Origin of the sequence: Bradyrhizobium sp. USDA 4538 (assembly GCF_024171045.1) — a bacterium.
Taxonomy (GTDB): Bacteria; Pseudomonadota; Alphaproteobacteria; order Rhizobiales; family Xanthobacteraceae; genus Bradyrhizobium; species Bradyrhizobium australafricanum.
Genome location: NZ_JALJZE010000001.1, coordinates 3,805,502 through 3,819,009, shown reverse-complemented (window position 1 = coordinate 3,819,009; position 13,508 = coordinate 3,805,502). Strand labels below are relative to the sequence as shown.

The window sequence follows — 13,508 nt, the reverse complement described above, 5'->3', positions numbered from 1 at the left end:
TCACGGTGATCCCGCGACCTCGCCTGCGCATCGATCGATTCGCGTGCGAAGCCGCAAGCATGAGCCGGAAATCTGAATACCGGCCTTCCCGCGCGACAAAAGCGGACGCGTTTGCGCGGAGATCATGCTCGAACAACACGGCAAAGCGCGATCACCCGCGCCTTGAATGAATGGATGCCCCTGTCCCGGCCAACATATTCCCCTCGAGGCGCATTGTTCGGCCGGGCCGCTGCAGTAGATACAGTCTCGCCCCGCCGGCTTCAACCACGCGGCCGCAGAATATTATCTAACTGATTGATTCTGCTTGACCTTACGTGAAGCTTACTTGGACTTGCCGCCCGGAAGCAGCTGCATCGGCGACGGGGCCGGGGCTGAGCCGGGGGCGGCCGGCGTGCCGCACTTGCCGCTCTGTCCGCCCGGCGACTGGATGAACAGGCCCTGCACCTTGCCATTGTCGGCTTCGACGCGCGAGACGCCGGTGGTCATGTCGACCAAAAGGCGGTCGCCGCGCAGCACATTCTGGCACTGGGTCAGTACCACCTGGCTGCCGCCGCCGCCGAGCATCGTGATCAAATTGGTCTTGGTGTCGAAGATCGCGGTCTCGCCGGTGACGACCTGGTCCTTCTGGGTCACGACGACATTGCCCTTCGCCTCCAGCCGCTTGATCGAGGAGGCGCCGCCGGGGCCCGGGGTTGCCGTCTGCATCGGCGCGGCGCCCTTGGCGGCTGCCCCCTTGGTGCCGGCCGGGGCGGGCGCCGGCGCCTGGGTCGATTTATCCTCGTAGAACACGACAAGCGTCTTCGACGTCATGGTGGTGTCGCCCTGCACGACCTTCACATTGCCGGCGAAGGTCGCCTCCTTTTTCTTGTCGCGCATTTCGAGCGAAGCGGCCTCGATCTGGATCGGCTGGTCGCGGTTCTGCGAGAAGCCCTGCATGGCGTTGGGCACGCCGCTCATCGAGCCTTGCGCGGACGCAGCGCCCGCGGCGAAAAGCGCGAGCAGGAACGCCGCAATTGCCATGCCGTGCGGAAAACGTCTCATCATCAAAATCATTTCGTGTTGGCGGATTTGCGCGGCTTCGGCGGCGGCGGTGGAGCGGGCTCGGCAGGCGGGGCAGCATTGTTGTCGCCAAGCTTGTCGAGATTCATCACGACATTGCCTTCGAACCGCACCAGCTCGCCGCTGTTGTAGATCCGGAGCCTGTCGGCGGTCAGCGTGCCGTCGAGCAGCTTGACGTCGACGTGCTCGTCCGACGACACGTTGCCCTTGTTGATGTCGACGAAGGCCTGCGTCAGCCTGGCCTCATAGCCGGTGGACGACTGCAGGAAGATGTCCTGGCGCAAGTCGAGCAGCTGCTTCTTGTTGTCGAAGAAGCCGGTGCGCGCATCCATCGTCACCGTCGACTGATCCTGTTGCGCCACCTTGGCGCGGATCGTCTTCAGCTCGACATGGTCGGGATCGGTGACATCCTGGATCGCCGCCTTGGCCCACATTTCATAGGGCCGTCCGTCGTTGGAGAAGCCGGCGATATGCGGCGCTTCCATCGTGATCTTGGTGCCGGACACGACGAGGTTATCCATCTCGAGCGGCAGCTTGGGGATCAGGTCGTGGAACGGATTGAAGAGTGCGATGTAGATGATCACGGCCATCGCCAGCCCGACCATCGCGGGAACCGCGACGCGCAGAATCCGCACCATGCGACTGTGCCGCGCGGCGGCGGCAAAGCGCGCCTCGAGGCCCGTGACATAGGCTGGATTCTGAACCGAATTCACCTGAGCTCCAGAGGCGCGAAACTGCCCCTATTCTAGCCGGAGCCGCCCAAATATGCAGCCCGGACCTCACCTCGCGCCCCCGCAGCGGACCACGCGTGAACAGTTTGGCCGAAACGGGGCGGAACTGCCCCGGCCGCGACGAATTCGGCGCTCATCATGAATGGGCGAAAATGTCCTCGGCCTCCCAGCCGTCGAGATCGAGCCTGGCGCGGGCGGGAAGGAAATCGAAGCAGGCCTGGGCGAGATCGGTCCGTCCCTCGCGCGCGAGCATGACGTTCAACTTGTCGCGCAGCGCATGCAGGTGCAGCACATCGGAGGCCGCGTAGGCGAGCTGGGCCTCGCTGAGGCTTTGCGCGCCCCAGTCGCTCGACTGCTGCTGCTTCGACAATTCGACGTTCAGCACCTCGCGCACCAGATCCTTCAGGCCGTGGCGATCGGTGTAGGTGCGCGACAGCCGCGAGGCGATCTTGGTGCAATAGACCGGCGTCGGCATCACGCCGAACGTGTTGTAGAGCACCGCGACGTCGAACCGTGCGAAATGGAAGATCTTGGTGATCTTGGGATCGGCGAGCAGCGCCTTCAGGTTCGGCGAATCGGTGTGGCCCTTCGGAATCTGGATCACGTCGGCGGTGCCGTCGCCGTTCGACATCTGCACCACGCAGAGCCGGTCACGGTGCGGATGCAGCCCCATGGTCTCGGTGTCGATCGCCACCGAGTCGGTGTAGCGGGACAGATCGGGCAGGTCGCCGCGATGCAGGCGGATGGTCATGCTGTCAAAAACCTCGTCGAATCGCTGTCGGAATAAACTACCGTCCAATCCGCCGACAGGCGAGCATGCGCCGGTCTTCGGATCGCGCATTGGTATCGGGCCCCGTAAGGGCCGGACACCCGCGGCAGGAATCCTTAATTCTGCCGGCACAGATAGTTCAGGGTGTACCGCCATTGTGCAGCGGAGACAATGGGTTGCTGTCCCCGCCGCGCGCCCCACGGGGGCGCGCCATCATTGCCAGCTGACACGGAGGCCGAAGCGGCCGGTGATATCCTCGCGATGGAGGCTGTCCACCGAGGTCGTGTAGCCGGCGCTCGCATAGGCGCTGATCGTGCGATTGAGCTGCGCGGAGATGCCGGCACCGATCTCGACGGCGGTGCCGCGGCTTTGCACGCCGATCAGGTCCGTCGTCGCGAACGCGATGCTGCGGTCATTCGCGGCCGTGTGCCAGAGATTGGCCTCGAGATACGGACGCAGTTCGGCCGTGCCGACGACGAAGGTTGAGGGAATGCGCACGCCGAGCCGCCCGGTCAGCGTATCGGCACTGCCGAGCGTGACGCTCGAAAACATGTCGTTGAAGCTGTCGAACGACTGCCGTTGCCAGATCAGCTGCACCTGCGGCTCGATCGCGAGAAAACTGTTCAGCGGGATCGGCGCGCCGGCTTCCAGCGATGCAGCGACGCCGGTGCCCGACACCCGTGCGCCGACCTGACGATCCGACTGCGGGCTTGCGCCGTAGAAACTGCCCATCAGCACGGCGTCGACATACCAGCCCGACGGGCCGACACGGGTCCAGTAGCCGCCGATATTCTGGCTGTCGATCGAGAGCGTGCCGGTGCGGACGTCGTTCAGGCCGAGCGCGAAGCCGCTGATGTTGCCGCTGGCCCAGCCATACGCATAGAAGAAGCCGGCGCGATCATGATGCTCGGGCGCGGACTGGAAGCGCAGGATGTCGACGCCGACCTGCACCCCGGCCATGGTGCCGTCGAAGGCGGGGCTGACCGTGCCGGCCCAGCTCTGCGAGCTGTGCGAGCCATAGGCACGCGCCCACGCCGCCGGCTGTTCGCCGCCGCTGGTCAGCAAGGCCTGATCGCCCTGGCGCTGATGGAAGGTGCCGAGCGTCGCCAGCCCGAGCTTTTGCGCCACCTGCGGCAGCGCCGAATAGACCGACACCTCCTCACGGTAGAGCTGGACCGGCGCGGCGCCCGCCGGCGGCGGCGTCAGCGACGACAGATCCTCCGCAGGCAGCCCCAGAGGCGGCGGCACCACGTTGGGCGATGAGGGCGGCGCCGGTGCAGGCGCTGCCGGCGGCGCAGGCGAGGCCGTGCCGGGCAACAATGTCGAGCGCAGATACCAGTTGTCGGCGCTGCCGGCGGAGACGCCGCCGCGGAACAAGAGATATTCGTGCGCGCCCGCTACGACGGCGTTGGAGAGGCCGAATGCGCCCGCAGCCGTGGTGCCGCCGTTGACGGCCTGCACCACCATGATGCCGTCGGCGGTGGTCAATGCGCCCGCGCCGCCGGCATTGGTGACGGTCACCGCGGTCGAGCCCGACGCATTGCCGCCGGAGATGACGAGCCGATCCGACGGCGAACCATCGCCGCCGAGCACGGTGCGCAGATAGAGCCCGCCGCCATTGCCGACATAGTTGCCGGCAATGGTCAGGCTGTTCGCCGCGGTGGCGCCGCCATTGGTCAGGTTGATGACGCCGGCATTGGTGACGGTGATCGGCGGGCCGCCCGGAAACGGCGTGATCGACGGATTGGCGCCGTTGCCTGCCAGCAGGCTGGTGCCGGCCGCGATCGTCACATTGCCGGTCAGCGACGTCTGCAGCCTCAGCGAGCCGCTGTTGACGAAGGTGTTGGCGAAGATCCCGGTGCCGGCCCAGGTCCAGTCATTGCCCTCCATCGTCAGCGTCTGGAATCGCGCGAACGCATTGTCGGCCGTGCCGCTGCCCTGCAGCCGCACCTGGTTGTTGCCGCCGCCGCCATCGGCAAGCCCGACGATCTGCGAGCCGGTTTGCAGGATCAAACTCACCGCACCGCCGCCGCCGGCGAGCGCCGTGCCGCTGTTGCCGGCGATCAGGCCGGCATTGACGATGGTGGTGGCGCCGTTGAGCGTGCGGATCGCGGGTCCCGCCTGGCTGATGATCTTGCCGCCGGCGAGGTTCTCGATGCGGGCGGTGAACGACGATCCGGCGGTGTTGGAGAACACGCCGTCGGCATTGACGCCGCGCGCCTCGATCGTGCCGCTGTTGCGCAACACGCCGGCATTGCCCTGCATGAACACGGTGTTGTTGGCGGTGCCGCCCGCGTCGCCACCGGTCGTGAGCAGCGTGCCGGTATTGGTGATGGTCGCAAACTGGCCGGCGGAGAAGATCGCACGGGCGCCTGCGCCGGCCGTGGTGATGGTGCCGCTATTGGTGAAGGTGTTGCTGTCGCCGGTCTGCACATAAAGGCCGTGCGATTGCGGGCCCTGGGTGGTGATCGTCCCGGTATTGATCAGCGTGTTGTTGTTGTGCTGCGTGAGACCGGTGATGGCAAGGCCGCGCGAGGTGCCGTTCTGCGTCGTGATCGTGCCGTTGTTGATCAGCGTGTTGCCATTGCTGCTGGCGGCGATCGCATTGCTGCCGGCGCCCGAGGTCGTGATCACGCCCGACGCGCCGTTGGTGAAGACGTTGCCGTCGCCGCTGCCGAAGATACCGGTCCCACCGCCGCTGACGGTCAGCGTGCCGTTGTTGGTGGCGGCGCTGCCGGAGACAAGCCCGATCGCGGTCGCTCCGGCGCCGGGCGTGATGCCGGCGCCCTGCAGCACGTTCACGGTGACGTTCGAGCTGCCGGCAGCGGCCTGCACGCCGGCCGGCGAGGGATTCGGCGCTGCGGTGGAGCAGGTTACCGTCTGCCCGCTCGCCGGCGCGAGACTGTCGCAGGCGGCCAACGCCGGCGACGTGGACAACAGGCAACCGCCACTTAGAGCCGTGCACGACAGGATCGCCGCGAGCCGCGAGGAAACCATGCCCTTACTCCAAAGTCGGCGCGAAGCCGAGCCCCCGGCCCCGCGCCACCTGCTACCCCCGCCCCGCTCTCAGCTCCGCTCCGTTCAAGCTTGAAACGATTTGCAGCGACCTGTTGCGCGGTCGCCACAGACGGAACCATGAGATGCATCCGCACGATTCACACCCTTGACGTGCGTACGCTTCCAAGGTTGTGAAGTACAGCATTCACCCGTTGCAGTTATCGACCGACACAACCGGAAACAATCGCCATGGCGCCTCGGGTGCGCCGCTGTCTCCATTTTCTCGCCAAGTTCGACGTGGTCGCACGGCCAAGTCGGGGCCAAGTCATTGCCGCTACGCGTTCAATTTCGAGGGAACTGTTGCCCGCGCGCCCCATGAAATCGGGCCGCGCCGACCCCATCTGTTGCCAGCCCGAACCCGCTTTCCCAATGAAATGAGCCTTATGTCCGATCAGACCATCGCCGCGCCGATCGACGACCAGCAGGAGCGCGGCTTCTCGCGCTACCAATCGTTCCTGATCGCGCTGCTCGCCTTCACGCAATTCACGCTGATCCTCGACTTCATCATCATGTCGCCGCTCGGCGCCATCCTGATGCCGTCGCTGAACATCACGGCCGGGCAATTCGGCGTCGCGGTCTCGGCCTACGCGTTCGCGGCCGGGATTTCCGGCGTCCTCGCCGCCGGCTTTGCCGATCGCTTCGACCGCAAGCGGCTGCTGCTGTTCTTCTATGTCGGCTTCATGCTCGGCACCGTGCTCTGCGCGCTGGCGCAGAATTTTCACGTGCTGCTGCTCGGCCGCATCGTCACCGGCGTGTTCGGCGGGGTGATCGGCTCCGTCGTGCTTGCCATCGTCACCGACCTGTTCCCGCTGCAACAGCGCGGCCGCGCCATGGGCATCCTGCAGACGGCGTTCGCCGCGAGCCAGGTGCTCGGCGTCCCGGCCGGCCTGTTTTTGGCCAATCACTGGAACTGGCACATCTGCTTCGTGGCCATCGTCGGCCTGTCGATTGCCGCGATCGCGGCGATTGCGATCGCGATGCACCCGGTCGATGCCCATCTCAAATTGCAGCACGACAGCAATCCGTTCCGCCATCTGATCGCAACCGTGGGGCAGCCGCGCTACACGCTGGCTTTCCTGGTGACCACGCTGCTCGCGACCGGCGGCTTCATGCTGATGCCGTTCGGCAGCGCCTTCACGGTGCATAATCTCGGCATCGACATCGTCCACCTGCCGACGATCTATCTCGTCTCGGGCCTGTTCAGCATCATCATCGGGCCGCTGGTCGGCCGCGCCAGCGATGCGTTCGGCAAATATCCGACCTTCGTGTTCGGCTGCGTGGTGTCCGTCATCATGGTGCTGATCTACACCAACCTTGGCCACGTCTCGCTGCTGACCGCGATCCTGGTCAATGTGCTGATGTTCATCGGCATCTTCTCGCGCATGATCCCGTCCCAGGCCCTGATGTCGGCGATTCCCGACGCCAGCCAGCGCGGATCGTTCAGCGCGATCTCGGCCTCGGTGCAGCAGCTGTCGGGCGGGCTGGGCTCGGTCTTTGCGGCGGCGATCATCGCGGAAAATCCCGACGGTTCGCTGCTGCATTTCGACCGGCTGGGCTACATCGTCGTCGCAACGACCATTATTTCGATGATCGCGATGTATTTCGTGCAGCGGTCGATCGCGCGACGCGCGGGCCGGCGGATCGTGTGACGGCAGAGGCCGCTCGTTCCGGCTAAGCCGGCTTCGGCAGCTACACTTGAAGCAAGGAAACGAGAGGAATTGCGCAGAATGCCTTGTCAAGCAAGGCCTTGCGAAGGCGCTGCGCAACACCGCGGAGCTTCGGGTGGTGTTCCACCAACCGCTTGGTGCGGTCCACCGCGGACATCACTCCGGCGGCCTGTCGGCCGAGCCTGGTGAGCGGAATGAAACTGTCGAACAATGGCTCGTCGTCCTTGCAGAACAGCCGCTTGTACTCATGCGAGCCGAGGCCGAAGTCGAAGGCGCGATAGTGCCGGCCGGCAAAATGATGGATGATTTCCTGCATCAAGAGCAGGCCGGGGCTGAATTTCGCGTTGTCTGACAGAGTGTAGGTGTTGAACATCGTCGAGAAGCGGTGGCCATCGGCAGCCAAGGCGAAGATCGCGATCACTTCCTCGTCGCATTCGAGCGCATGGATTTCGATGACGCGGCCGCCGTGGGACAGCCTTGTCGTGCAGGCGGCGCGAATGAATTTCTCCACCGCGCGTTCGGCGAACACATTGGACACCTTCCGCTCGGCCAACCGCTCCGACTTCACGCGGAAAAACCAGTCGAGCAGGCGGGCGATGTCGGCATCAGTGGAGGCAACGTGATAGCGGTAGCCGGTCAGCTCCAATAGTTTGCGCTGCTTGAGCTTCATGCGGCGGGAGGGATTGCCGATCAGGTTCGCGGCCGTTGCGCCCGGCTCGATTGTGCGCATCGGGCAGTTCAAGACCAGGGGCTCATGAGGCAGCAGCGCCAGCGGGTTTTGCACGCCGCGCCAGTGCGCCGGCTGCTGGCGCAACGCCAGCACGTCGACTTTGTCACGCTTGGCGAGCATCGCCATGAATGCGTGGAGATCGGCCTTCGTGGCACCCAAGGCGAACCCACGCTCCCACAGGCCCATATTGAAGGTTGCGTGCTCGCCGCCCATGAAGCTCGCGCGGCGCACGCCGAGAGCCGTTTGCAGAGCAAGCGGCAGCAAGCCCCGTGGTTGGCCATCGCCGTCACGCGCGATGACGATGAAAGGCGACAGGCCCGCGCGCTCACCGACCTCACGCTGCCACGGGGCGAGGAAGTCGAACCGCTGAAAGGGCGTGATGGAATGGCTCGAGTTCTCAAGACTCCGCCAGATCGTCTCGGCGGCGTCGAGATCGTGGACGACGTCGACGGCGGTGATGCGCGCTGATGGAGCTCGCGCCGTCCGGCTTTCGATCGCGATCATCGCCAAGCTCTGTCAGGGTGCATAGTCGGAGCGCGGCTGGAGGCCGTCCAGTCGGCTCCCGATCTGAGCGTAATTCGATGTCGGGACAAAATTGGCAAAATGCCGCAGGACGAGAGAACTGGGATTACCTCCATCGTTTATTCGTTGGTCATGAAGCTGTCGCTTCGCGCGACGCGCGGGCCGGCGAATCGTGTGACGGCAGGGGCTGCGGCGGCGATCGCCAGCGTTCTCAAATTCCCCGCATCGGCCGACGTGTTCAGCCAATCGCAAACATGTCGGCACGCTCAATGATCAGATCGCGGAATAGTCTCGCGCGGTGCGACATCCAATGCGGGTCAGGATAGACGAGATGCATCGGTAGCGATGGTACCGCATAATCCGGCAGCAGATGAACAAGCCGGCCTGCGGCGATGTGTTCGACGGCGCACCAGCTTGGCAGCACCGCGACGCCGAGCCCCTCAACCGTCGCGAGCGTCATCACGTCGGCGTCGTCGCAGGTCATCGACGGCGCGATCTCGACCACATGGCGGCCGGTCTCGGCTTCGAACGTCCACTGATTCCGCGGCGACAAGCGTGAATACGTTACGCTCGGCATGCGGCGCAGATGGTCGGGGAGGAGCGGGGCTTGATGCCGTGCGAGCAGTGAAGGGGCCGCCACCAGGAGGCGCTTGATGGTGCCGACGCGCCGCGCCACCAGCGAGCTGGAGTTCAGCATTCCGATCCGAATTGCCAGCTCCGTCCCGGTCTCCACCAGGTCTACGAACTGCTCGGTGAAGCTCGCATCGAGCCGCACGTCGGGATAGCGGCGAAGATACTCTGCGAAAATGCCGCGGAAAAAATAGCGACCGAACGAGGTCGGCACAGTGATCCGCAAGGTCCCCGACGGACTGCGAACCCGGCTCTGCGCCGGCGTGCTGGCACTTTCCAGCAGCGCGACGATATCCTTGGCGAGCTTGAGCACGCGATCGGCCTCCGGCGTCGGACGAACCTTGCGCGTGGTGCGGACGAACAGCCGGCAGCCGAACTCCGCCTCCAACAACGCCACGCGCTTGCTGATGGCCGGCTGTCCGAGGCCCAGATCGCTCGCGGCCTGGCTGAAGCTGCCGGCCTCCATCACGCGAATGAAGGTTTGCAGCGCATCGATCCGATCCATGCATTCCTCCCAGGAATTTGTAATATTCTTATCATTCCCTACATGGACACAGTCGATCCGGTCTAGCCTCTCGGTAACCAGGGAGGATCAACAATGAACAAATCGATCGGGATCGTCGGCGCCGGAATCGGGGGCCTGCATCTGGCTCTTTATCTCCAACAGCATGGGATCCAGGCGACGGTGCTGACCGACCGCACTCCGGAGCAGTACGCCTCGGCGCGGCTGATGAACACGGTCGCCCATCACAGCGTCACCATCGCGCGTGAGAACGAACTAGGCGTGAACCATTGGGATGACGCCGCCACGATCTACCATCACCACGACCATTTCTTTAATTTCCCGGGCAACGGGCTGCTGTTTCGCGGCGCGTTCAAGAAGCCGAGCCGGGCAGTGGATTACCGCATGTACCTGCCCGCGCTGATGAAGGATTTCGAGGATCGCGGCGGCAGCATCGAATATGCCAGCATCCAGGACGACGACATCCCGGCTCTGGTTTCACGCTTTGACCTTCTCGTCGTGTCGACCGGCAAAGGTGCGCTCGGGCGAATGTTCGCCCATCGGCCGGAGTTGTCCCCCTACAGCCAGCCACAGCGCCTGCTCTGCGTGGGCCTCTATGACGGCGTCGATCACGGCAGCCCGGACGGTGACGACCCGCGCGGTGTCACGCTCTCGGTGTCGCCCGGACATGGCGAGATGATCGTCATTCCGACGCTGTCATTCAGCGGCATGAAAACAGCGCTCCTGATGGAGAACATTCCCGGCGGCGACATGGCCAATCTGGTCTCGCTGAGCTACGACGCGGACCCTGCAGCCTTCCGCCAGACGATTCTCGACAAGCTGGAAAAGCATCATCCGCACACCTACAACCGGATCGACACCCATCGCTTCGGGCTTGCCCAGCCGCTCGACCTGCTGCAAGGCGCGGTGGTGCCGACCGTACGGCAATCGTCGGTCGCCTTCGATGGCGAGAAATTCGCCGTCGCGCTGGGCGACGTACATTCAGTGGTCGATCCGCTGATGGGCCAAGGTGCCAACATCGCCTCCTACGCCGCCTTCGAACTCGGCAAGGCGATCGTGGAAACGGTGGCCTTCGACGCACGCTTCGTTGAGGAGGTGGATCGCGCCCGCGAAAATCGCGTGTTCGCGGCTGCGCGCTGGACGAATCTGATGCTGCGGCCGCCGTCCGAGGCGATGGGTCGGCTGATCCTCACCATGGCGCAGGACCGAGAACTCTGCGACGAGTTCACCGATAATTTCAACTACCCGGAGCGTCAGTGGGATCGTGTCGCGACCGACAAGCGCATCCACGCTTGGATCGACAGGCGCGCGCCGCTCGCCGCCTGACGCAACAATGATCGCGAGCCGGCCGTACGGTCCACTTGCACCAGGCCGCGACTGCGTGCCGACAAACCATCTCTCGAGCCACACGCCGAAAGGCGCGACCTCTTGCCGTTTCGCCATGGAGCGCGATCGATGAACCCGCATCCCGATCCGGCGAGCTTCCGGGCGGCCGCTGCGCGATTCCCCACAGGCGTGACAGTCGTGGCGAGCATCGACCGCGACGGCACTCCGGTCGGCATGACGGCCAACAGCTTCACGACCGTCTCCACCAAACCGCCGACCGTGCTGGTCTCGGTGATGCGAGGGCGGACCTGGCAGGCGATCATGGATTCGAAGCGTTACGCCGTGAATGTCCTTCACGCGGAAGATCTCGCACTCTGCGCGCACTTCTCCGGCAGGCCGCGGGCCGAAGGCTCGCCATCGCTGGTCAACCGGGAAGAGTTTCCCGTCCTGTCGCAAGCGATCGCCCAGTTCGCTTGCGACGTGGTCCGGTCAATTGACGTCGCCGACCACACGCTGTTCATTGGCGAGGTCCGCTGGTGCCGGCAGCGAGACGGTTCCCCGCTCGCCTTTTATTCCAGCCGATTCTGCAACGGGCTCGGTGCAGCGATCATGCCCGCGGAGACAATCGCCTATCCCGCCGACGGATGGGCGATCTAAGGCGAAGCGCGAAGCCTTCGCGCGACGACCCCTGGAGAACCCGAAATTTGCGGCGCACTGGAGCGGTGGCCACACGGGAGAACGATCGCAAGCGCCAGCTGAGCAGGATGCCTGCCAAGCTCGTCTCAAAAGCCCCAACCGAGGCCGATGCAGCCGAGCTGGGCGGCGACCGGCGTTTGCGGCTCCGGTTCGAGTTTGAAGGTCAGCCAGTTGACCTTGCGGGTCGCCGCGCGGCCGGACGACATGCCCAAATGCGAAAGGGCCGCCCGAGGCGGCCCTGCTGCATCACCCTTCGAGCCAGAATCATGCTGGAAGGCTTCGACGTAAGGCTCACGGATGGCACATGGCACACCGAACGCGAGCGATTTCAATCGCTTAAAAAGGGGGTGGTGCCCAGGAAAGGACTCGAACCTTCACGGCCGTTAAGCCACTGGCACCTGAAGCCAGCGCGTCTACCAATTCCGCCACCTGGGCATGTGGAGCGGCTTAGTAAGGATCGGTTGCGCGCTTGTCAAATTCGCGATTGGAAATTCAAATACCCTGTACAGGATAAGGCCGATGGCGTATCGCCAGACGGTTAACCTACGTCAATCGCTCTCGAATCCCACAGGAATCACCCCATGGCATCGAACCTGGACACGCTGGTCACGGTCTTCGGCGGATCGGGTTTTCTGGGGCGGAACGTGGTCCGGGCGCTCTGCAAGCGCGATTACCGCGTCCGAGTCGCGGTGCGGCGGCCCGAGCTAGCCGGCCATCTGCAGCCGCTCGGCCGGGTCGGGCAGATCCATGCCGTCCAGGCCAATGTGCGCTACCCGGCCTCGGTCGAGGCGGCGATGCGTGATTCGCATATCGCCATCAACCTGGTCGGCATCCTGGCCGAGGGCGGTGGGCAGAGCTTCGATGCCGTGCAGGTGAAGGGCGCCGAGACCATCGCCAAGGCGGCGGCCGCGGCCGGCGGGCGGATGGTCCATGTCTCGGCGATCGGGGCCGACGCGGATTCGCCCTCGAGCTATTTCCGCGCCAAGGCGGGCGGCGAGGCAGCGGTGCTGGCGGCCTTGCCGTCGGCCACCATCATGCGGCCGTCGCTGCTGTTCGGGCCCGAGGATCAGTTCACCAACCGCTTTGCGGCGCTGGCACGGATGTCACCGGTGCTGCCGCTGGTCGGCGGCGGGGTCAACACGGTGCAGCCGGCCTATGTCGGCGACGTCGCGGACGCCGTGGTCCATGCCGTGGACGGCAAGGCGAAGCAGGGCGCAGCTTACGAGCTCGGCGGGCCGGAAGTGCTGACCATGCGCGAGGTGATGCAGATCATCCTCAAGATCACCCAGCGCGATCGCATGCTGGCGCCGCTACCGTTCGGCCTCGCCAAGTTCCAGTCGTACTTCCTGCAGTTCGCGCCGGGGCCGTTCACGCTGACGCCGGACCAGGTCGAGATGCTGCGTTCGGACAATGTGGTGTCCGACGCCGCCAAGGCCGCCGGCCTGACCTTCGCAGGCCTCGGCATCTCGCCGGATTCGATGGAAGCGATCGCCCCGCAATATCTCTGGCGCTTCCGCGCGACGGGTCAGTTCCAGAAGAAGAGCGCGTAGGCAGCTCTCTCCACCTGTCGTCCCGGCCAAGCCAACGGGTCGCGCGAACGCGCGCCCGATGACAGGCTCCGCGCGAGCCGGCACGGCACCACTACGCTTTTCCCACGCTACCAAGCCCTTCCCCGTCATCCCCGCGCAAAGGCTTTGCCTTTGTCGCTGGAGGTGCGAGCCTTGCGGCGCAATTGCGCCGCTGGGCGAGCCCCGAAGGATGAACGGCCGAGATCGGGGCCGTCGCCCTTCGAGACGGC

Annotated in this window: 10 protein-coding genes and 1 tRNA gene; 4 read left to right on the top strand and 7 right to left on the bottom strand. The window is 65.0% G+C overall.

Translation table 11 applies throughout. The features are described 5' to 3' along the window. Positions 1–321 precede the first annotated feature (321 nt). From J2R78_RS17190 to J2R78_RS17175, 4 genes are all read right to left on the bottom strand, one after another. Positions 322–1,044 carry an LptA/OstA family protein gene (locus tag J2R78_RS17190; protein WP_253605787.1) on the bottom strand — a complete coding sequence of 241 codons (723 nt, stop codon included), beginning with the start codon at positions 1,042–1,044 and terminating at the stop codon, positions 322–324. 5 nt (positions 1,045–1,049) lie between these two features. Next, entirely contained in the window at positions 1,050–1,772 is a 723-nt protein-coding gene (gene lptC, locus J2R78_RS17185; protein WP_225161448.1) for an LPS export ABC transporter periplasmic protein LptC, read from the bottom strand. A 154-nt stretch (positions 1,773–1,926) separates the two neighbouring features. Continuing rightward, positions 1,927–2,541 (bottom strand): ribonuclease D, encoded by a 615-nt coding sequence (locus J2R78_RS17180; RefSeq protein ID WP_253605786.1) that lies wholly within the window; start codon positions 2,539–2,541, stop codon positions 1,927–1,929. Positions 2,542–2,772: 231 nt separating this feature from the next. Next, a complete protein-coding gene (locus tag J2R78_RS17175) occupies positions 2,773–5,556 on the bottom strand; it encodes an autotransporter outer membrane beta-barrel domain-containing protein (protein ID WP_253605785.1) in 2,784 nt (927 codons plus the stop codon). 443 nt (positions 5,557–5,999) lie between these two features. On the opposite strand from J2R78_RS17175, the gene J2R78_RS17170 reads away from it, so the two are divergent. Then, positions 6,000–7,265 (top strand): MFS transporter, encoded by a 1,266-nt coding sequence (locus J2R78_RS17170; protein WP_253605784.1) that lies wholly within the window; start codon positions 6,000–6,002, stop codon positions 7,263–7,265. Positions 7,266–7,305: 40 nt separating this feature from the next. On the opposite strand, the gene J2R78_RS17165 is transcribed toward J2R78_RS17170, so the two are convergent. Then, positions 7,306–8,517 carry a GNAT family N-acetyltransferase gene (locus tag J2R78_RS17165; protein WP_253605783.1) on the bottom strand — a complete coding sequence of 404 codons (1,212 nt, stop codon included), beginning with the start codon at positions 8,515–8,517 and terminating at the stop codon, positions 7,306–7,308. A 256-nt stretch (positions 8,518–8,773) separates the two neighbouring features. Then, entirely contained in the window at positions 8,774–9,670 is an 897-nt protein-coding gene (locus J2R78_RS17160) for a LysR family transcriptional regulator (RefSeq protein ID WP_069279043.1), read from the bottom strand. A gap of 93 nt (positions 9,671–9,763) precedes the next feature. Here J2R78_RS17160 and styA point away from each other — a divergent pair, with 93 nt between their 5' ends. After that, complete coding sequence (gene styA / locus J2R78_RS17155) at positions 9,764–11,014, top strand: styrene monooxygenase subunit StyA (RefSeq protein ID WP_253605781.1); 1,251 nt, start codon at positions 9,764–9,766, stop codon at positions 11,012–11,014. 129 nt (positions 11,015–11,143) lie between these two features. Further along, complete coding sequence (locus J2R78_RS17150; protein WP_253605779.1) at positions 11,144–11,671, top strand: flavin reductase family protein; 528 nt, start codon at positions 11,144–11,146, stop codon at positions 11,669–11,671. Positions 11,672–12,058: 387 nt separating this feature from the next. On the opposite strand, the gene J2R78_RS17145 is transcribed toward J2R78_RS17150, so the two are convergent. Further along, positions 12,059–12,145: transfer RNA gene (locus J2R78_RS17145), tRNA-Leu, on the bottom strand. Positions 12,146–12,291: 146 nt separating this feature from the next. Here J2R78_RS17145 and J2R78_RS17140 point away from each other — a divergent pair. Continuing rightward, on the top strand, positions 12,292–13,260 hold the full coding sequence (locus J2R78_RS17140) for a complex I NDUFA9 subunit family protein (RefSeq protein ID WP_092081117.1): 969 nt from the start codon (positions 12,292–12,294) through the stop codon (positions 13,258–13,260). The last annotated feature ends 248 nt before the right edge of the window (positions 13,261–13,508 follow it).